Source organism: Clostridia bacterium (assembly GCA_035561135.1).
Taxonomy (GTDB): Bacteria; Acidobacteriota; Terriglobia; order Terriglobales; family Acidobacteriaceae; genus DATMYA01.
The window spans coordinates 540081-559008 of the sequence record DATMYA010000008.1 but is presented as its reverse complement, the minus strand read 5'-3'; the positions used below and the strand labels follow the sequence as shown (position 1 = coordinate 559008).

The following is an 18928-nucleotide window of genomic DNA, read 5'->3' as shown; positions in this document are numbered from 1 at the left end:
ATTCAGGGGAGTTAGGGGGCTAGAGCTGGGGAGAGCGGATGTCGGCAGAGGTTGACCTGAAGGTGTTGACGGCACTGGGCCGACGTTTGGATGACAGGCCGGAAGGATGCAAGGGCGCCACAATTCGCGAAGTGCTGATGCCGGGTCTTTTAAAGATCCGGGACAAGCAGGGGCGACTGGCGCCCTTCGTGTTGAACCGGGCACAGCGCGAGTTCCAATCTCGCTGCGGGCACAAGAACATCGTGCTGAAGGCGCGGCAGCTTGGGCTGACGACGTATGTGGCGGGAAGGTTCTTTCTGCAGACGATTACGCGTCCCGGCACGCTGAGTGTGCAGGTGGCACACGACCAGCGCTCGGCGGAAGAGATATTCCGCATTGTTCATCGCTTCCTGGAGAACCTGCCGGAGCGATTGAGAAAAGGAGCGCTGGTCACTTCGCGTGAGAATGCGAGGCAGATTGTGTTTCCGCGGCTGGATAGCGGATACAGGGTGGAGACGGCGGCGGATCCGAATGCCGGGCGCGGGCTGACGATTCGCAACTTGCATTGCTCGGAGGTGGCACGCTGGCCACGGGATGCGGCGGGAACGCTGGCTTCACTGCGTGCTGCCGTTCCGACGGATGGCGAAGTGGTGCTGGAGTCAACGCCGAACGGCGCGGGCGGATGCTTCTACGACGAGTGGCAGCGGGCGGAGGTGACGGGGCATGTGCGGCACTTCTTCCCGTGGTGGTGGGAACCGGTCTATCGGCGCGAGGGCGTGGTCGCGGGAGAGCTTACGGAAGAAGAACGCGACCTGGTCAAGCGGTACGGCCTGGATTCCGGGCAGATCGCTTTTCGTCGAGAGATGCGGGCGAACTTCGGTACGCGGGCGGCGGAAGAGTTTGCGGAAGATGCACACTCGTGTTTCCGTGCGAGCGGCGAGTGCGTGTTCGACATGGCGATGATCGAGGCGCGGCTGGCGTCTCGCCCGGAGGCAGTGGAACATCGGGAAAACGGCCGCCTGCAGGTGTGGTGGCCTCCGCAGACGGGACGCGAGTATGTGATTGGCGTGGACCCGGCGGGCGGCGGAGCGGATGGCGACTTCGCGTGTGCCCAGGTGATTGAGCGATCAACCGGGCTGCAATGCGCGGAGTGGCACGGGCACTGCACTCCGACGGAGCTGGCACGCAGATCGGCGGAGCTGGCGCGCGAGTACAACGGCGCGCTGTTGGCGGTGGAGCGGAACAATCACGGGCACGCAGTGCTGGCCCAGTTGGCGACGAGCGAGGCGTACGAAAACGTTTATCGCACGGGCGGGCAAGCGGGATGGCTGACGTCGGCGGCAACGCGTCCGAGGATGATCGAGAACTTCGCGGCCGTGTTGAGGGCGGCTCCGCAGTTGTTCAGCAGCATTCGCTTGCTGAAAGAGTGCAGGACGTTTGTGCGGCACGCAGATGGTTCGACGGCAGCGGCTTCGGGTGCGCATGACGACACGGTCATGGCAATGGCCGTGGCGCTGGCAGTAAGGGCGGAGTGCGCGGGCAGAGTGGCGAAAGCGGAGACTGTGGGAGTGGGAGTGTTGTAGGCAGAGCGTAAACGCAGCGGCCTTTGACTGCGCCCGGCTTGCCGGGCTTCGCTCAGGATGACGATTAGGGAGTGGCACATGAGTTTGGTGCCGAGGTGCTCGCTTACGCCTGGGGCGGCGTTGCAAGCGGACCTCGTGGGTGGCGGGAGGCGCAGTATGGAAACCGTCATTGTAAGATGATGGTGGCGCGCTTCCCGCATTGGGCCGCGGACCAATCTGGAAGACGCAGTGCGCGGAAAACGGATATGACGCGGCGTCGCGAAGCAGAAAAGATTGACAATAACAGCGGTCCAACACGTGCGAAGGATGAGGGGCGGTGCGCAGAGTCACTTGATGCGCTGCTCGGACGGGAACTTCTATGTGGTGAAGTTCCAGAACAATCCGCAGCATCTGCGAGTTCTTGCGAATGAGTTGCTGGCTACACGTTTGGCGGAGAAGGTCGGGTTGCCGGTGCCTGCGACCGAGGTGGTAAGCGTTAGCGAATGGCTGATTGAGCACACGCCGGAGCTGCGGGTTGAGTTGGTGCATGGAGCAACGTGCTGCAAAGCAGGGCTGCAATTCGGGTCGCGTTTTGTGGTGCCGCCGATGGAAGGGCTGGTTTACGACTATCTTCCGGAGCACATGCTGGACAAGGTTCGAAACCTGGAGACATTCGCCGGGATGCTGGCGCTCGATAAGTGGACGTGCAACTCCAATGGCAGGCAAGCGGCGTTCTGGAAGAAGTCGCGCGAGCGTAAATGGACGGTTTCATTTATCGACCAGGGATATTGTTTTAACGCGGGTGAGTGGACGTTTCCGGATTCTCCGCTGCGGGGCGTCTACGCGCGGAATGATGTTTATCGGCAGGTGACGGGGTGGGAAAGTTTCCAGCCCTGGCTGGGGCGAATTGAAGGGATCGATGACCGCGTAGTCTGGGAATGTGCGGAGGCAGTTCCGCCGGAATGGTACGGCGAGACGGATGACATGATGCGCCTGATCGAACTGTTGCTGAAGCGCCGGAGTCGAGTGGCAGAGCTGATATTGGCATTCAGGGATTCGTCGCGACAGCCGTTTCCGAATTGGGTGGATCGGGTGAACTGAGGCCGTCGTCAGGCGGCGCTTGGCAGGGTGGTACGGCGGATGTGAGGGTGGAGACCCGTAGGGATCCTTCGACTGCGCGACTTTGTCGCTCCGCTCAGGATGACAGACTTGAGACGAACCCCCGCAGGATGACGCGCTTGAGGTCGAACCGCAGGTGACAGCCTTGAGGCTGAGAGTCGCAGGATGGCAGTCTCGAGCTGAGAATGAGGATGGGAAGCGTTCCACGAATCAACGTTCCACGAAACAAGGTTCCACGAAAAAAGTAAGACTAAACTAACGACTGATTTCGGATGCCAGAACTAAGACAATGCGAGTTCTTCCTTCTGCGGTACGTGCCGGACGCGGTGAAGAACGAGTTCGTAAATGTGGGCGTGGTGCTCGTAGAGGCGAGTGGCGACGGGCCAGCGTTTGCGGACGTGCGCTTTACGAAGGACTGGAAGCGCGTTCGGTGCCTGGACCCCGATGTCGATCTTGAGATGCTTGAGGCGCTCGAAGCGGAAATCCGCGAGAGGCTGGCGGAAGGTGCGGCGGGGCGCGAGTGGCTGGTGAAAAGAATGGAAGACTCGTTCTCGAATGCGATCCAACTGTCTCCGACGAAAGCAGTGCTGGCGCATAGTCCGCAGGAAGAGATTGCGCGGCTGGCGCAGATATACCTGGAAAGGGCGCGGCGAGGAGCCAGACCTGAGAGCAGTCGCTCGGTGATCTTCGGCAGGATGCGCCATGAGTTCGAGCGGCAGGGCGTGTGGCAGTTCATGCGGAAGGCGATCCCGGTTGCGGAGTTCACGCACAAAGGCGACCCGCTAAAGATCGATGCGGCGTACAGGCCGAACGGCGTTGTGCGGATGTTCCACGCCGTCTCGCTGGAAACGGATGTGAACCTGGCGAAGGTGCTGGCATTCAGCTTTCCGCAAGTGCGCGAGGGGATTGCGAAGTCGGAGGATGCAAAGGCTGAATTGACGGCCATCGTTGAGCCGGAGTTGGATCGCGATGATGATGCGATCGCGTTTGCGCTGGCCACGTTGCGCGGGCATGACATTGGCGTTGCGACCGTCGCTGACCTGCCGCGCATCGCAGAGCGGGCCAGGCGCGAGTTGAAGATTTAGCGTGCAGCAAGCAAACTGTCTCAGAGGCGCAGGCGGCTAAACAGGCTGCTGAAAAAATCCTACTCTTGAAGACATTGACCCTCAGCGGCTAAAGCCGGCGTTCATTCAGTGCGCATACTGCACGCCTGAAGGCGTGCCCCTTCGAAGAATCGAGTTTGCAGCAGCTAATTTAGTCTGCCGTAATCTGTCGAAATGTTAACGTAGCGCCGTTTTTTGAAGCGGGTGGTCGAACCGCCTTGTGTTTTCTCCACACACGAAAAACAAAGTGATCCAGTTTGCGCTTTCGGCGTTCCGACCATGACGCTCTAGTTTGTCAATAATCTGAGCTCCCAAATGGGAGCTTTCTTTGTTTTGCATATCCCTGTTTCGGCATTGGGTTTTGCACGTTTGTGTTCTGCACAGAGTCCGGTGAAGAAAGAAAACATGAAGATTAGGAAACAGTTGCGCGGCGCTTTGAAGCGCCTGGGTGGACGTGTGCCGGCGGAAGCTGCGGGCGCAGAGACGAAAACATCAACGGGGGAGAAGCGGCACACGGCGGCGCTGCCTTCCATTCTGAATTCATATGGGCGGCGTGCCGATGCGATGCCGAAGGCGACTCCGGCCAATCTGCGCCGCTTCGCCGAGACTCCGGTCGCGCGGAAGGCGATCAACACGATCAAAGATCGCATTGCCGGAATGCAGTGGCGGGTACAGCCGCGGAGGGGGAGGTCGCTGGAAGGGCTTCGGTCGGGCGAAGAGAGAGTGCAGGTATTGACGGATCTCTTCGAGCAACCGAATCCCGACGACTCATTCCGGTCCATGGCGGAGCAGGTGCTCGAAGACGTAATCGTTGGCGGCTTCGGCGCCATCGAGTTGCAGGCGACGGGAGATGCGGGGCGTCCGCTGCTGCTGTGGCCTGTGGATGGAGCGACGATCAAGATGCGCTCGGATTGGGACGGACGTCCGGACACGCCACGGTATGTGCAGGCAACCGGCAGGTTCGGAGCGGATGGACAGATCGTATTGAACGATGACGAGTTGTCTTACATACGTCTGAACCCGCGGACGCATACGCCGTTTGGACTGGGGCGGTTGGAGGTGGCGTTCGAAACGATTGCGGCGTTCCTGGGCGCGCATCGTTACGCGTCGCGCCTGGCGAGCAATTCGGTGGTGCAGTATGCACTGTGGTTGCAGAACCTGAATCCAACGCAGCACGAACGGCTGATTCGGTGGTGGCAGGACGAGATAGAGGGCACGGGCAAGGTGCCGATCCTGTCGGCGGAATCCAGGCCGGAGGTGTTGCGCTTCGGCGGTGGCACCGACGCCGACCTGCGGCTGCAATGGCAGGAGTTTCTGCTGAGGGTGATTGCCGACGCATTCGATCTGCCGCCGCTGTTCCTGGGATTGCAGTCGGACGTGAATCGCTCGACGGCAGGCGAACTGGGAGACCAGGCATTTCGGACGGCAATCGTGCCGACAGCGAAATTGCTGGCGGAGCACCTGACGAGGGATGCCATCGCGAAGACGCTAGGGTGGCACGACCTCGAATTCGTATTCACCGATGTGGACGCGCAAAACGAGCGCGAGCAGGCGGAGATCCACGAGATCCTGCTGCGCAGCGGAGTGCTGACAGTGGATGAGGTGCGACGGATGCGAGGACTGGCGCCGTTCTCGGAGAAGTCGCAGGCGTCGTGAACTCGAATTCGCGGGGCGGAGTGTTGTGGTTCGGTAGGGATGGTTCGACTTCGCGTGCTGCGCACGCTTTGCTCACCAAGACAATAAAGTCACTCATGCTGCGCTCACCAATGAAGTCGCTCGGTGGCGCTTTACACGGGGAGTCGTGCGCTGATGTGCGAAAGGGCCGGGACAGAGGGATAGATGAACATTGAATTGGAGTCGATGGCGATCGAGATGCCGGAGGTGGACGGGCATCCGAACCGGCGGGCGTTTCGTGGAGTGCTGACGCTGGTGGATGCGGCGTCGGACAAGGCGCCAAGCGGGGCGAGAGGGCATCGCGTGGTGCTGACGGGCAAGGCTGCGGAGCGGGCGCTGCCTTCGCTGCTGGGAATGGCGCTGGATTACGCGCCAGAACTGGACCGTCACGATGCGCGCCGCAAGGTGGGCATCATCACCTCGGCCGTGATCGAGCGGGAGAGTAAGACGAGGGCCGCACCGGCGAGGAGAGGCGAGTCTCCGGCGCTGCGTGCCGCGGCGGAGCGCACGCCTGGTCAAAAGCTGCTAGTGAGCGGCTACCTGTTTGCGCGGGACTTCCCGGAGATTGTCGGGGAGATACGGGCGAGCGGTCAGTCGCGGTTAGGGATGTCATACGAGATTGCGGACGCGCGAGTGGCGGATACGAATGCGCCGGTGTGGCTGATCACGGAGTGCACGTTTACGGGGGCGGCGGTGTTGCGCCGGGACAAGGCCGCTTACGGGCGGACGTGGATCGCGTTGACGGCAGACGGCGGACGCCAGACATCGTAGACGGCAGACCTCAGACCGCAGACCTCAGACGGCAGACATTGGACGCAAGACGGCGGATGTTGGACATCGGACGAAGCGGAACGAATTGGCCCGCGATGGTCTTTGTTGGCGATATGCAGGGCATGGCAACAGGAAAATAATTTAGGCCGGCGAGGAGCCGGCCTTTTCTATTGGGAGCAAGCATGGACGAGGTGAAGGTGGACGGGAAAGACGCGAGAACGGATCTTGCAGCGAGCGCTGACCGACTGGCGAGCGCGAGCGAGGCACTGGAGAAGGTGCTGACGAAAATCGACGCTCAGTATGAGTCGCTGAACGCCAAGGTGGATCGCATTATCGCCACGATTGATGAGGCGATCGCGCCACGCCAGGGCGTGGAGGCGTCGTCCGACATGCGAGAGAAAGTCGCGCGTCTTGAGAAGGAGAATACGGAGTTGCAAGCGCAGGCCCAGCGTGCGATGCGAAAAACACTGGCGCCAACGGTTTCCGTGCTGCTGGCCAAGAGCGGCGTGGAAGGTCTGCAACTGGAAGAAGCTGTGCTGGACAAGGCCCTGGCGGCGCTCAGCGTGGAGCAGCGGATTGCCGTAAAGGCGGAGATGGCGCGCGCCGGGATGATCGGCTAGGGCTTGTAGCCTTCGACTGCGCCCGTGGTGCGGTACAGAGCATAAATGCAGGGCTTCCACTACGCCCGGCTTGCCGGGCTGCGCTCAGGATTGACGGGTTTGTGGGGGCGATCGGTGGGTGGCGCTCACGAGTTTGTGATGCGCGGTGGCCGACTGCGCTCTGGAACAAGATTCATAAAAGCTTTGAAAGGAAAATAATGACTCGATTTGTAGATTTGCATGCCGCGGCTGATTTCATGGGGCCGGGGTCGATTGAAGTTACGCGGTACCAGACGGAGATTACGGACATCGTTCGGCGCCGTGGCGTCTTTGGACAGCGCATCAAGCAGATTCCTGCTACGGGCCATCCGTCGCGGTTTTTCGAGCAGACGGCGATCGCATCGCCCGCGGCTGCAGATGCGTTTGTCGATCCGCGAAACATTGTGGCGACGGTGAGCGCTCCGGCACGCGTGGAACGCTCAGTCCCGCTGAAGGCGCTGGTGTCGCAGATCAACTACAACCTGTTTGACATGGAAGTGGGCGCCCAGCAGAGCCAGTTTGCGTTCCTGCAAGCGAAGGACCTGGCCGATGCCGTGGACGGCCTGATGCGCACGCACGACGTCGCACTTTGGAACGGCAACGACACTTCACTGGCGGCTCCGACGACACAGCAGTACTACGGTGCTGCCGGACAGATCGCCGCGGGTGGCAACGTCGCGACCATCGGCACGACTGAGGGGATTGTCGACGGACTGAAGCAGACGATCGCGGAGATGGTTGCGAGCTCGAGCTACGAGGTTCGTCCGACTGCAATCTATGCGAATCCGGTTCTGCTGGACCTGATCGATCGCGAAATGAAGGCGCAATTCAACGTGGTGCTTTCGACAACGGAAGTTGCCGGAGGACTGCGAGTCAAGACGCTTTCCACGCAGGCTGGCGATCTGCCGCTGATCCCGGAATGGTCGCTGAGTTACACGGGTACTCCGGGCAGCGGAACGGCTGTTTTGCCTGCGTACATCGTCAGCGAAGACCTGATCGAATACCACTGGCTCACGGATGCGAATCCGCGCGTGTTCCAGTTGGGCATGAGCGGGTCGCTCGCCGCACAGATGGTCGTGGCGAAGTTCGGCGGACTGGTTGTGAAGGGCGCCAGCTACGCGCATTACAAAGTGGACGTAAATCGGTAAGCAGTGGCGGGCCGACGCATGCCGGCCCGCACTGTTTTTTGTGGTGCGGTACAGATCGTAACCGCAGAGTCCTTCGACTGCGCCCGGCGGTGCCGGGCTTCGCTCAGGATGACGGGGTTTGCGTGCTGAGATGACGGATCCATGGCGACTGCGGGTTATACGGAGATCGGGTGGTGGGGGAGCGATGGATTATTTGAATGCCTCTGAGTACGAGAAGTATGGGTTGGAGGCTGTGACGCCCGCTTCGTGGGTGGCGGCGGCGTCCGCGCTGATGGATGCGCACTGCCGGCGCAGCACGTTGGGTATTGCGTCCAACGTGGAGCGGGTGCGATTGATTGCGGGCAGGAATGTGGTGCGGCTGAGTTTTTTGCCAGTGGCACAGATCGTTTCGGCGCGGGCGCGGTATGGCGCGGTGCGCGGCGGCGACGTGCTGACCGGAGAAGTTGCTCGGGCATTTTCACTGCCGGGAAGCTGGATAGACGTGGACGTGAACTCACTCGACGTCGCGCCGGAAACGGGCGAGGTGACGTTCGGGATGAATCCGCTTGGGCTCGCGTTCAACGAAGTTGAGGTGATGTACATGGCCGGGTTCGAGGTGCTGCCCGAAGCGGTGAAGTGCGCGTGCGCGCAGGTGGTCCGCAATGCGCAGGCTACGCCGGCGCTGAACGTGAGAGCGAGCTCGTTGGACCGCATGCACCTTGAGTATTTCTCCGACACGTTGCTGGATTCGGGCGTGCGCGCGATGCTGGCGCCATACGTTGCGCAGAGGGTCGGTTAGCGATGGTTGACCTGGTGGTGACACATGCAGCGTGGCAAGGAAGGATGGCGTCGCGAGCGGCGGAGGCGATGTTGCGCGCGCTTGGTGGACGCGAGGTTACGGTGCGGTTCGCGTTGCTGGCGGTTGCTGGCGGCGATGCGCGACAACTGGGGCTTTCTCTGAGGCAGGTGGAGGACGTGCAACTGGGACCGGCAGTGGTACGTGGCCAGGATGCGGAAGACGGCAGGTCCAAGGTGGAAGTGCTGTTCGCCGCGGGCGCACTCGAAGGTGAGATGAAAGCGCGCGGGGCGGCGACCGCGCAGGAACTGTTCGCGATGGCGGATGGCGTGGTGATTGGCGACAGAGTGCTGCGGGTTGAGCAGGTGTCGGCCGAGTTCTTTGCTGGAATGGAGTATCTCTACCACGTGAAAGTGACGGAGTGACGCGATGCAATTTGCGAAAGACAGCTTCTACATGGCGTTGCGAAATCGGTTGTCGGCATTGAACCCGGCGCGTACGTGTGAGGTCGATGGCGAAGTGCGACCGGCGATCGTGGTGGTGGAGAACGAAGCGCCTGCACTCTCCACGGGGATGTCGGACGTCTTCTATGTGCGGTGGGGCGCACTGAGTGGCGCAGGAGAGAAGGGACCAGGGGCGCTGGAGTGCACGGTTGAGTACAGCACAGCGGGCACGGCAGAGGCTGGCAGTCTGGGACGCGGTCGCGCGCTGGCAGCTTTAGATTGCGAACTACTGAGGATTTGCCAACCGGCATCGGGGGCGAAGTGCGACTTTACGCAATTGGCGAGTACTGAGCTGGGTACGCACATTTTCTGGAGTGCGCCGAGGCTTGGCGCGCTTGAAGTTCGCGGCCAGACACTGTGGAGACAGGCCGCGCTGACGGTCTTCTACTTTGCCGAGGTGGAGGGGCGATGAGCACGAGGAAGTTAATGGTACCTGTGACACGCGAGGTTCGCGCGTACTTTGCGCCGGTGCAGCGTCCGGGTGGAATTCCGGCGCTGTTCGATCCGGCGAAGCACGGGGCGTTCGATCTGGATGCGCCACCGGCACCGTGGCTGGACTTGGGATGGGCGCAGAACCTGAAGCGTACTTCCACGACCAAAACAGAATCGGCGTGCGCGGGGAGTAAGGGCGCGAGCGGGGTGCAGTACAGGACAGGGCTGGAAGCCCGCGTGGAAGTTGAATTTCGGGAGTGGGGAAAATTGCAGATGGCGCTCGCGGCGGGTTCGCAGCACATGAACGTACTGGCGGCGGAGACCGGCGGCGAAGAAGGTGCATCGGGCGGCGCACCAGTTGCAGCGGTGCCGCTGCTGGCGGGATCGACGTCGACGGAGCTGAAGCTGGGAGCGAACGCGGGGCAATTCGAAGCGGGCGATCTGGTGGCGGTCGATCTCGATTACCAGCAGCAGACGGGATACGTGGGTGCCGGAATCGCGGCAGCTTATGTGCGCGATCCGATGGATGTGTTGCAGCATCCGGATTACATTCGCCGCGTGACGTTCAACGTGGGACGGGTGGCGGGAAAGACCGGCGATGTGCTCGTGCTCGACCAGCCTCTGCTGGGAGGCGTGCCGCCGAGCGGCGCGGCGGTGCAAAAAGTGATGGCGTTCGTGGATCGCGAGGGAGGCTCGTTCTTCCAGGAGTGGTCGGCGTTACTTGTGTTGCCGGAAGAATCTGGCGGGCGTGTTTGCTTCTATTATCCGCGGCTGCAAAGCGGTGCGCCGGCGTCGGAAGCGGCTGTGGAGATTGCGCGTCCGCTGGAGGCGATGGCGTTGCGCGCTTCGTTCATGGCCATGCCTTACGAGGACCGCAATGACGGTGAGCAAGTTGTCTGCTTCCGGAGTTATTTTCCGGCGGTGAACGCACCTGTGTACTAGAGCTCGGCGGGTCAATGAGCATTACCCCAGCGGCTAAACAAGCTGCTGAAAAAGTCCTACTCTTGAAGACATTGCCATCGGCCGCTAACGCCGGCGTTCATTCAGTGCGTGAACGGCACGCCTGAAGGCGTGCCCCTTCAAAGAATCATGCTTTGCAGCAGCCAAAAGCCGCATTGAGGCAGCTCGTCTCAGCAGGGAGGCCACCAAGATTGCTGGGAACTCTTATTGAAAGCGTGGGCAGGCGCCTTGAAGGGCGTGTGCATAGCGGCCCTGGTGCTTTGACACGGCCGAACTATCTGCTTCATTTCTGGCACGGACGAAGCAGGTTCTTCGCCTCGCTCGGGATGACGCCTTGCTATTCCGCAGGCGAGTTGTTGCAGCTACTCCTGGCGGAACTATTCGCGATTCAAGAATTGCATAAGTTCGATGAGGTCGGGTTCGACGTCGGTGAGGGCGTCGCGGAGCTCTTCTAGATCGCACTTGATGGACACAGCGAGGCGCGACAGGGACTCGTCATGATCGGTGGAGAGTGAAAGGAAGAGGGGCAGCGTGTCTTCGGTGAAGGCACGGGCGAGCACGGCGATTTCAGCAAGATGGCGCTCGATGTTACTGGCGGCGCGTCCCGGAGGGAAGCCGAGTTCCGCGAGACGTATGCGGACTCGGTGCTGCAACTCAACAATGGACTCGGTCTCTGATCGGCTCATGTCGTGGCGGTGCTTGCCATATTCGGCAGGCGCCTAGCTCCATTGGATGCAGGAAGCACGGCTGGACGATGCGGGAACACGGCGGGTTAGGCATTGATGCACACGGGCCTATTCGCGAGCAGTTAAGGAAAGCAGAGAGATGATTTTAACGATCGACAACTTCGATATGGTTGGGCCGCGAGACTATACGGAGATGCTGGATGCGCAGCGGCCAGCGAACATCGTGCGCAAGCTGAATGAGCCTGCACGCCTGGAAGCGTGGCTGGTAGCGCAAGGCGTGAACTTCAGAACGCCGGTGAACGGCGCGCGCGTGGTGATCGAGAGACGCGATGGAGTGCGGATCTTCACGGGGCATGTGGAGGCTATGCCCGAGCACGAATGTCTGGGAGAAGGCGAACGCGGGCCCGTCTTTCGGTATGCGCTGAAGGCGACCGGAGACGAGTACTTGCTGGATCGCAAGCCGGTGCGCAATCGGGCTCCGTTCGTGAACCGTGCGGCAGGCGAAGTTCTGGCCGAGATGGCGAACGAGTTGTCTCCGCTGCTGGACACGAGCGGGATACAGGCGGTGGAACAGGTTGCGTCGTATGCGAGCGATCCACGAAGAAAGTGGTCGGCGCAAGCGGCGGAGCTGGCGCGGTACACGCGATCGTATTACCGCGTACACGATGGTCGCGCGGAGTTTGCTCCTTTGGGCGGCGTGGGCCATTTGCTCGATGAGCAGGAGGCCGGGTTCACGCCCGAACGGTTGAAGGTGCGGCGGTTGCCGCGATTGTTGAACGACGTAACGATCGTTGGACGAGTGGAGCCGCGCGCGTACGTGAAGGACTACTTCCTTGGCGATGGGTACACGTTGCGCTTCGGGATGTCGCAGTCACCGTTTTCGCGCAGGAACATGACGGTGGTGGAAGAAGAGTATGCGGGCGGCGCGCTGCGACCAGAGTACTGGTCGATGGTTGATCCGAGCGAGGCGGTGTCCGTGGCTGGCGGGAAATTGCACGTTAGCGGCGGTGCAGGCGACGGCGCAACAACGGTGCGTTTTGTCGAGCAGGTCGAGCTGGGTGGCGCCGCGATTCTGCAACACGGGGATGTGACGTTTGCTGCGCCGAGTGCCGGACTGCTCGGAGGTCTGTACGGAGCGTCGGTGACGAAAGCCAACTGCGTGGCTGGATTCGAGGCGATGAAGTCAGGTGCGCAGACGCAGTTGCAGGCGGTAGTGAACGGTGTGGCGATAGGGCCGGTGGTTACGGCCGTGGCTGGCCACAGGTATTCGCTGACGACGCGTTTCTATTCGAGCGAAGTGTATCGGCGGGAGCAGAGGTTCCACTCGTCCGTACACGCCGCCGGGAATGGGCGCGGAGGCGCATCGGTGAAGGCCGACTTGCGCGTTGTGCTTGAAGTGCGTGATGTCGATCCGCAGAACCCGGCGACACTCGCGGCCGCGGCGACGGTGGTGTACGACGGTGTGCTGGCCGACGTGCTGCCATCTGCGACTTACGCGGTGGTGAACAGCACGGACCTGCATTGCGAGCTGACATACACGCGCATGCGAAGGGCTGTGGACGCACAGGTTAGGAGTTGCGAGCCAGGAAAACCTGCACACACGCGCCTGGTTAGTGCGTTGTCTGAAGGCGGTGAGTGCAGCGTGAGCAGTGAGCCGGCGCTGTACTTCTACGCGGCAAATCCGCCGCTGCCGAACGAGACGATCATGGTCAGCTATCGCGGCGCCGGCAGGGCGATGGCGCGCGTGACAGATCCGACAAGCGTGAGCGAGCACGCACGTCAGCATGATGACGGAGTGCGAGGTGCAGTGCTCGACCTAATGTTGCCGCCACCGAGGACGGCAGCAGATTGCGAGAAAGCCGGTTTCGCCGTGCTCGATGATCGCACGCAACCTGCGTGGGCAGGAGAATACGAGACATGGAGCGACTGGCTGCCGGGTACGGCGAGCGACATTTTTCCGGGAGAAGCGTTGCAGGTACGCGCGCCGTCGCGGAAAGCGGAGTTCGAGGCTATTGTGCGCGAAGTGGAAATCCAGATGGCCGATCCGGCAGACGATCGTAGCCGGTACAAGCTGGTGTTCGCCAATGATGCTGCTGAAGAGCTGTCTTTCAAAATCGACAGAGACGCATTGCGTGAGCCGCTGGATGTGGCGGCGACAACGGAAAGCACACAGGCGGGTTTCTTAGAGTGCTTGCCGAACGCGGAAGTGACGGAGATAACTTCGACAACATTGACGATTGATGCGGGGCTGACGCCAACAGCGGCGGGCGGAATCGAAGTGCGACGAAGCGACACGAGCTGGGAGGCGGAGAACGACCGCAACCTGGCGGGACGATTCACGACGCGGAGCTTTACGCTGCCGCGACTTTCCCGAGTGCAGGAATACTACTTGCGTCTGTTCGACGGCTCTACGCCACGGCGTTACTCAAGGTACTCGACGGTACTGCATGTGGACTACCCATTATGAACAGCTTTGAAGAGCGCGTATTGAGCGACCTGGCTGAGTTGAAGGCGCACATGCGCTGGGTGCTCGGGAACGGCAACGAAGGAAAAATACAGGAACTTGAGATTCGCGTTCAGAAGCACGATTCATACCTGCAACGCGCAGGAGGTATCGGCGTGGCGGTGGGCGCACTGATGACGCTGATCCATTTTGCATTCGACTATTTACGGGTGTTTCAACGGCAACCATGACCAGAGATGAATTTATTCGAGTAGCAACGGAGGCAGCGCGTACGGCGTCGGCCCGGAGCGGCCTGCCGGCAGGAGTAACCGTGGCGCAGGCGGCACTGGAAAGTCGTTGGGGTGAATCACAGTTATCGCGCCGGGCGAATAACTTCTTCGGCATCAAGGCGCACGGGAAACATGCGTGGGTGGAAATGCCGACGACGGAGTTCTTCGGAGGCTCGGCTTCGAAGGTGAAAGCGAAGTTCGCGAGGTACGAGAGCATGGCGCAATGCTTTGCGTGCCGGGATGCATTGATCGCGAACGGCGCGTTGTATCTGGAAGCACGGACGGCGGCGAAGGATCCGGAGAAGTTTATTCGCGCGCTGGCAAAGCGGTGGGCGACTGATCCGAAGTATGCGGAGAAGTTGATGAAGGTGTACGCGGAAAGTGGGTTGGTGGAGCTGGATCGCTGAGCTTCGTGCTGCTCGCTCGTGGGCGGGGCAATAGGGATCCTTCGGCTACGCCCGGCGTCGCCGGGCTGCGCTCAGGATGACGGAGTTGTGGTGAGTGGGCGGTACGGTAGTGCGGTCGAGATCGTAACCGCAGGGTCCTTCGGCTACGCCCGGCGTTGCCGGGCTGCGCTCAGGATGACGGGTTTGTAGGAGACGTTGCCGGGTGGCGCCCAGGATGACGGGTTGTCTCGCTGCTGCGGGGTGGCGCTCAGGATGACGATCTGCAAGACGCATTTGTGGTGAGCGGTTGGTGGGTGGTGCGGTTGAGATCGTAACCGCAGGGTCCTTCGACTGCGCCCGGCGTTGCCGGGCTGCGCTCAGGATGACGGAGTTGTAGGAGACGTTGCCGGGCTGCGCTCAGGATGACGATCTGTTTTGTTGTTGCCGGGTGGCGCCTAGGATGACGGGTTGTGGTGAGTGGGTGGTGGGTGGTGTGGGCAGTGAGAATCGTTGTGGCTGGATTCTCCTGAAAGAAGTTGGGGTCGATTTCATAAGAGGAGTGGGGATGAATTTTGCATTGAAGTTACTGCGCGGGATTTCATTCGTGCCTGCCGTTGTGCACGGCATAGAGGCACTGTTCGGGAGCAAGAGCGGAAACGAGAAGAAGGAAGCGGCGCTTTCGTTTGTGGGGTCGGCTTTGTCGATGACAGAAGCCGTTGCGAGCCGTGAGATCGTAGATGAAGACCGGTTTAGAAGCGGACTCGGCAAGATCATCGACGGCGTTGTTGAGTGTCTGAATGCTTCCGCCTGGGCGAAGGCGAAGTAAAGCAGGCGAATTGTAGGAGAACTTCGAATAGAACGGCAGGCCTGGTGGCCTGCCGTTTTTTATTTCAGCCTGAAGAACTACGCCAGATTAGATCAGAGGTTCGGTCCAGTTTTCGAGGTAGTTCTTGACGACGCTCATGAACTGGTCGGCGACTGCGCCATCTATGACGCGATGGTCGTAGCCGATGGAGAGGTGCATCATCGAGCGGATGGCGATTGTATCGTTGCCATCTTTGTCGGTGAGTACCACCGGCTTCTTGGTGATGGCACCGACACCCATGATTGCCAACTGCGGCTGGCTGATGATGGGCATTCCGAACTTAGCTCCGAAGATGCCGGGGTTCGTGATGGTGAAGGTGCCGCCCTGGACGTCTTCGGGCTTCAGCTTTTTGGCGCGCGCGCGTTCGCCGAGGTCGGTGACTGCGCGCTGGAGTCCTACGAAATTGAATCCGTCGGCATGCTTGATGACGGGCACGATCAATCCCCAATCCAGGGCGACCGCGATGCCGATGTTGATGTCTGCTTTGTAGTGGATGCTGTCGCCTTCAACCGATGAGTTGACGATGGGCCAGATCCGCAGAGCGTGTGTAACCGCCCGCGCGAAGAACGGCGTGTACGTGAGCTTGAGTCCGGTCTTTTCCTGGAAGATATTTTTCATCTTCTCACGGAGGCGAACGATGCGTGACATATCCACTTCAAAGACGCCGTGCACGTGAGCGCTGGTGCGCTTCGACATGACCATGTGCTCGGCAATCTTCTTGCGCATGACGGACATCGGCTCGATGGTCCCGGGAACACCGACGAACTTGTTGGCCGGAGTCGCCGGGAGCGGCGCTGCTGCAGCCGGCGCAGCCGGCGCAGCAGGCGCTGGAGCGGCAACCGAGGGCGGTGCGGCGGGAGCAGGAGCCGGTGCTCCAGCAGGGTACTTCTCGACAAAAGCGAGAATGTCTTCTTTCGTAACGCGACCACCCATGCCGGTGCCGGAAACCTGGCGAAGATCGACTTTGTGCTCTTCGGCAATCTTGCGCACGAGCGGCGACGAGCGGATGCGTTCGCCTTCGGCGGCGGGCGTGGTGGTTGCGGGACCTTCTGTTGACACAGCGCCGCCGGTGGTTGCGGCGGCAGTTACGGCAGGCGTGGAAGGAGCTGCGGCGGCTGGCACGGCAGCGGCAGCGGACGGCTGTGCCGCGCCATTCGTGCCGCCGATGACGCCGACGACGGTGTTGACCTGAACGGTCGTCCCGGGTTGTACGCGGATCTCGTTGAGCACGCCGGAAGCAGGCGCGGGAATCTCGGCGTCAACCTTGTCTGTGGAGATTTCAAACAGAGGCTCGTCTCGATTGACGTGTTCGCCCTGATTCTTGAGCCAACGGGTGAGAGTGCCTTCGAAGATGGACTCGCCCATCTGCGGCATAACGATCTCGGTCGCCGGACCGGATGGTGCGGCGGGTGGTTGAGGCGCGGCTGGCTGAGCGGCTGGGGGTGCAGATTGCTCCGGTGCGGCGGGAGGCGACGGTCGAGAGGCCGCAGCCGAGGGTTGCGTCACGCCGGCCTGGTCGCCATTGCCGATGACGCCAACAACGGTGTTGACCTGAACGGTTGTGCCGGGCTGAACGCGGACTTCCTGGAGAACTCCGCTGGCGGGCGCGGGGATTTCGGCGTCGACTTTGTCGGTGGAGATTTCGAACAAGGGTTCGTCGCGCTGCACCTTGTCGCCGGGTTGCTTGAGCCACTTGGTCAGCGTGCCTTCGAAGATGGATTCCCCCATCTGCGGCATGATTACGTCAGTTGGCATTTTTTTCCTTCCGCGAATGTGCTTAACGCACGAGCGTGCATGTAAGAATTTGCCCCCACAGCAAACCTCAAATTATAGCAACTTGAACGATGCAGACTGGCAGGGCACGGGGCAGGAAAGACAAAGCCCCGCTACTTAGATGCCAAGCGGGGCGGTTGGATGAAAAACCTGTGCGGCTCCTAACGGTTCAGTGCCGTTCCGGACCGTGATCGTCGTGCTCGCCGACATGTGCCTCGCCGCTGGCTGATTCCTGGGCAGCTTGTTGCCATGCTGTTTGAACTTCGGGCGGAAGTTTGTCGGAGTGCTTCACGAAGGCGATGATCTTCCATATCTCTTCGTCGGTAAGATGTCCATCCCAAGAAGGCATTCCGGTGAGCCGGATGCCGTGCTTGGTGATCCAGAACAGGTTTGCGTCGGGATCGTGCGGGACGCGGTTAATGATCTGCGGAACGGGCGGATTGAACTTGCCAGCCAGGGGACTGACCTTAGACTTGGCGCCTCCGTGGCAGAAGGCACAGTGCTCTTCGAATTCCTTCGCACCATCGATCAGATTTTCGTTGGTGATCGGCGTCGGGTTCTCCTGCCTGGGCGCGTGTCGATCAACATAGGTGTCCATGGCCCAAGTGGCGAGCGCCTTCTCGTAACGGCCCGGGGGATTGTCGGCGCCGACGGGTATGTATCCCAGGCGGAGGAGCAGGAGCCCGCCGCCGAAAATCACAAGGAGCATGACGATGGTGCCGAAGATGAATCCGCGCATAGGTGCCTTTCTTATCGCTGTTTCATTGTGTTTATTACAGCTTACCGGGGCCTGAGTGTTGGATGCATTTCAGTACGCTTTCAAACGTCGCGCCTCGCGCACGACGTCCTCAACTTTCGGCAGAAAGACAGCTTCTAGCGGCGGCGAAAACGGCACGGGCGTGTCAGCGGACGCGATGCGCGTAATCGGCGCGTCGAGGTAGTCGAAGGCGTCTTCGTTGATGCACGCGGCGATCTCGCCGGCGATGCCGGCAGTCTTTGTGTCTTCATGCAGAATGATGACCTTGTTCGTCTTCTTCACCGTCTGTGCGATTGCGTCGCGGTCGAGCGGGAGCAGCGTCCGTAGATCAACAATCTCGAGTTCGATACCTTCTTTGGCGAGGATGTCAGCGGCTTCAAGGGCGACGTAAAGCATCGCCGCGTAGGTGATGATGGAGACGTGGCGGCCTTCGCGTGCGATACGTGCTTTGCCGATCTCGACGGTGTAGTCGTCGGCGGGTAGCTCCTCTTTTATGCGGCGGTAGAGGAACTTGTGTTCGAAGAAGCAGACGGGGTTGTTGTCACGAATGGCGGACTTGATGAGGCCCTTGGCATCATAGGCCGTCGCAGGACAGACAACTTTGAGGCCCGGCGTGTGGACAAAGTACATTTCGGGATTCTGCGAGTGGAAGGGGCCTCCGTGTACGCCTCCGCCGCAAGGGCCTCGCAGCACGATGGGCGCGGGCGCTCCCCAGCGATAGTGCGCCTTGGCGAGCAGGTTCGTGATTTGGTTGAAGGCGCAACTGATGAAGTCGATAAACTGGAACTCGGCCACGGGACGCAGACCTGTGAGACCCGCCCCAAACGAGGCGTTGACGATGGCGGTCTCGGCGATCGGCGTGTCGATGACGCGCTCGGGCCCGAAGCGGTCAATGAACCCTTCAGTGACCTTGAAGGCACCGCCGTAGATGCCGATGTCTTCGCCGATGCAGAAGACGGACGAGTCGCGCTCCATCTCTTCCCAGATACCCTGGCGAATGGCTTCGAGGTAGGTGACCACGGTTGTCAGTTCTCCGTTCCCGGTTGCCGGTTGAAGACGTTTTT

Annotated in this window: 19 protein-coding genes; 15 read left to right on the top strand and 4 right to left on the bottom strand. The window is 60.9% G+C overall.

From position 1 onward, the window contains the following. Positions 1–38 precede the first annotated feature (38 nt). From VN622_02550 to VN622_02500, 11 genes are all read left to right on the top strand, one after another. Entirely contained in the window at positions 39–1562 is a 1524-nt protein-coding gene (locus VN622_02550) for a terminase (protein HWR34734.1), read from the top strand. Positions 1563–1868: 306 nt separating this feature from the next. Further along, positions 1869–2642: a HipA family kinase gene (locus VN622_02545; GenBank protein ID HWR34733.1), complete on the top strand. Its 774-nt coding sequence runs from the start codon at positions 1869–1871 to the stop codon at positions 2640–2642. Between the two features lie 290 nt (positions 2643–2932). Continuing rightward, positions 2933–3745: a DUF3037 domain-containing protein gene (locus VN622_02540; GenBank protein ID HWR34732.1), complete on the top strand. Its 813-nt coding sequence runs from the start codon at positions 2933–2935 to the stop codon at positions 3743–3745. A gap of 423 nt (positions 3746–4168) precedes the next feature. Further along, positions 4169–5419 carry a phage portal protein gene (locus VN622_02535; protein HWR34731.1) on the top strand — a complete coding sequence of 417 codons (1251 nt, stop codon included), beginning with the start codon at positions 4169–4171 and terminating at the stop codon, positions 5417–5419. Between the two features lie 183 nt (positions 5420–5602). After that, complete coding sequence (locus VN622_02530) at positions 5603–6208, top strand: hypothetical protein (GenBank protein ID HWR34730.1); 606 nt, start codon at positions 5603–5605, stop codon at positions 6206–6208. 182 nt (positions 6209–6390) lie between these two features. Next, on the top strand, positions 6391–6828 hold the full coding sequence (locus VN622_02525) for a hypothetical protein (protein ID HWR34729.1): 438 nt from the start codon (positions 6391–6393) through the stop codon (positions 6826–6828). Positions 6829–7025: 197 nt separating this feature from the next. Then, the gene (locus VN622_02520) at positions 7026–7994 is read left to right on the top strand and encodes a hypothetical protein (GenBank protein HWR34728.1); all 969 of its coding nucleotides are present in this window, start codon (positions 7026–7028) and stop codon (positions 7992–7994) included. 184 nt (positions 7995–8178) lie between these two features. Beyond that, complete coding sequence (locus VN622_02515; GenBank protein ID HWR34727.1) at positions 8179–8772, top strand: hypothetical protein; 594 nt, start codon at positions 8179–8181, stop codon at positions 8770–8772. Between the two features lie 2 nt (positions 8773–8774). After that, positions 8775–9194: a hypothetical protein gene (locus tag VN622_02510; GenBank protein ID HWR34726.1), complete on the top strand. Its 420-nt coding sequence runs from the start codon at positions 8775–8777 to the stop codon at positions 9192–9194. Between the two features lie 4 nt (positions 9195–9198). Further along, on the top strand, positions 9199–9684 hold the full coding sequence (locus VN622_02505; protein ID HWR34725.1) for a hypothetical protein: 486 nt from the start codon (positions 9199–9201) through the stop codon (positions 9682–9684). After that, positions 9681–10646, top strand: a complete 966-nt coding sequence (locus VN622_02500; protein HWR34724.1) for a hypothetical protein — start codon at positions 9681–9683, stop codon at positions 10644–10646. The genes VN622_02505 and VN622_02500 overlap by 4 nt, the downstream gene beginning before the upstream one ends. A 395-nt stretch (positions 10647–11041) precedes the next feature. Here the strand turns inward: VN622_02500 and VN622_02495 are convergent, their stop codons facing one another. After that, positions 11042–11350 carry a hypothetical protein gene (locus VN622_02495; protein ID HWR34723.1) on the bottom strand — a complete coding sequence of 103 codons (309 nt, stop codon included), beginning with the start codon at positions 11348–11350 and terminating at the stop codon, positions 11042–11044. A 139-nt stretch (positions 11351–11489) separates the two neighbouring features. On the opposite strand from VN622_02495, the gene VN622_02490 reads away from it, so the two are divergent. From VN622_02490 to VN622_02475, 4 genes are all read left to right on the top strand, one after another. Beyond that, on the top strand, positions 11490–13817 hold the full coding sequence (locus VN622_02490; protein HWR34722.1) for a hypothetical protein: 2328 nt from the start codon (positions 11490–11492) through the stop codon (positions 13815–13817). After that, positions 13814–14044: a hypothetical protein gene (locus VN622_02485; GenBank protein HWR34721.1), complete on the top strand. Its 231-nt coding sequence runs from the start codon at positions 13814–13816 to the stop codon at positions 14042–14044. Before VN622_02490 ends, VN622_02485 begins: the two co-directional genes overlap by 4 nt. Continuing rightward, entirely contained in the window at positions 14041–14490 is a 450-nt protein-coding gene (locus tag VN622_02480; protein HWR34720.1) for a glucosaminidase domain-containing protein, read from the top strand. Before VN622_02485 ends, VN622_02480 begins: the two co-directional genes overlap by 4 nt. A 544-nt stretch (positions 14491–15034) precedes the next feature. Continuing rightward, positions 15035–15295: a hypothetical protein gene (locus VN622_02475; protein ID HWR34719.1), complete on the top strand. Its 261-nt coding sequence runs from the start codon at positions 15035–15037 to the stop codon at positions 15293–15295. An 87-nt stretch (positions 15296–15382) separates the two neighbouring features. On the opposite strand, the gene sucB is transcribed toward VN622_02475, so the two are convergent. From sucB to VN622_02460, 3 genes are all read right to left on the bottom strand, one after another. After that, the gene (gene sucB, locus VN622_02470; GenBank protein ID HWR34718.1) at positions 15383–17089 is read right to left on the bottom strand and encodes a 2-oxoglutarate dehydrogenase, E2 component, dihydrolipoamide succinyltransferase; all 1707 of its coding nucleotides are present in this window, start codon (positions 17087–17089) and stop codon (positions 15383–15385) included. Between the two features lie 187 nt (positions 17090–17276). Further along, on the bottom strand, positions 17277–17846 hold the full coding sequence (locus tag VN622_02465; protein HWR34717.1) for a cytochrome c: 570 nt from the start codon (positions 17844–17846) through the stop codon (positions 17277–17279). Between the two features lie 69 nt (positions 17847–17915). Then, complete coding sequence (locus VN622_02460) at positions 17916–18884, bottom strand: alpha-ketoacid dehydrogenase subunit beta (GenBank protein ID HWR34716.1); 969 nt, start codon at positions 18882–18884, stop codon at positions 17916–17918. Between the last annotated feature and the right edge of the window lie 44 nt (positions 18885–18928).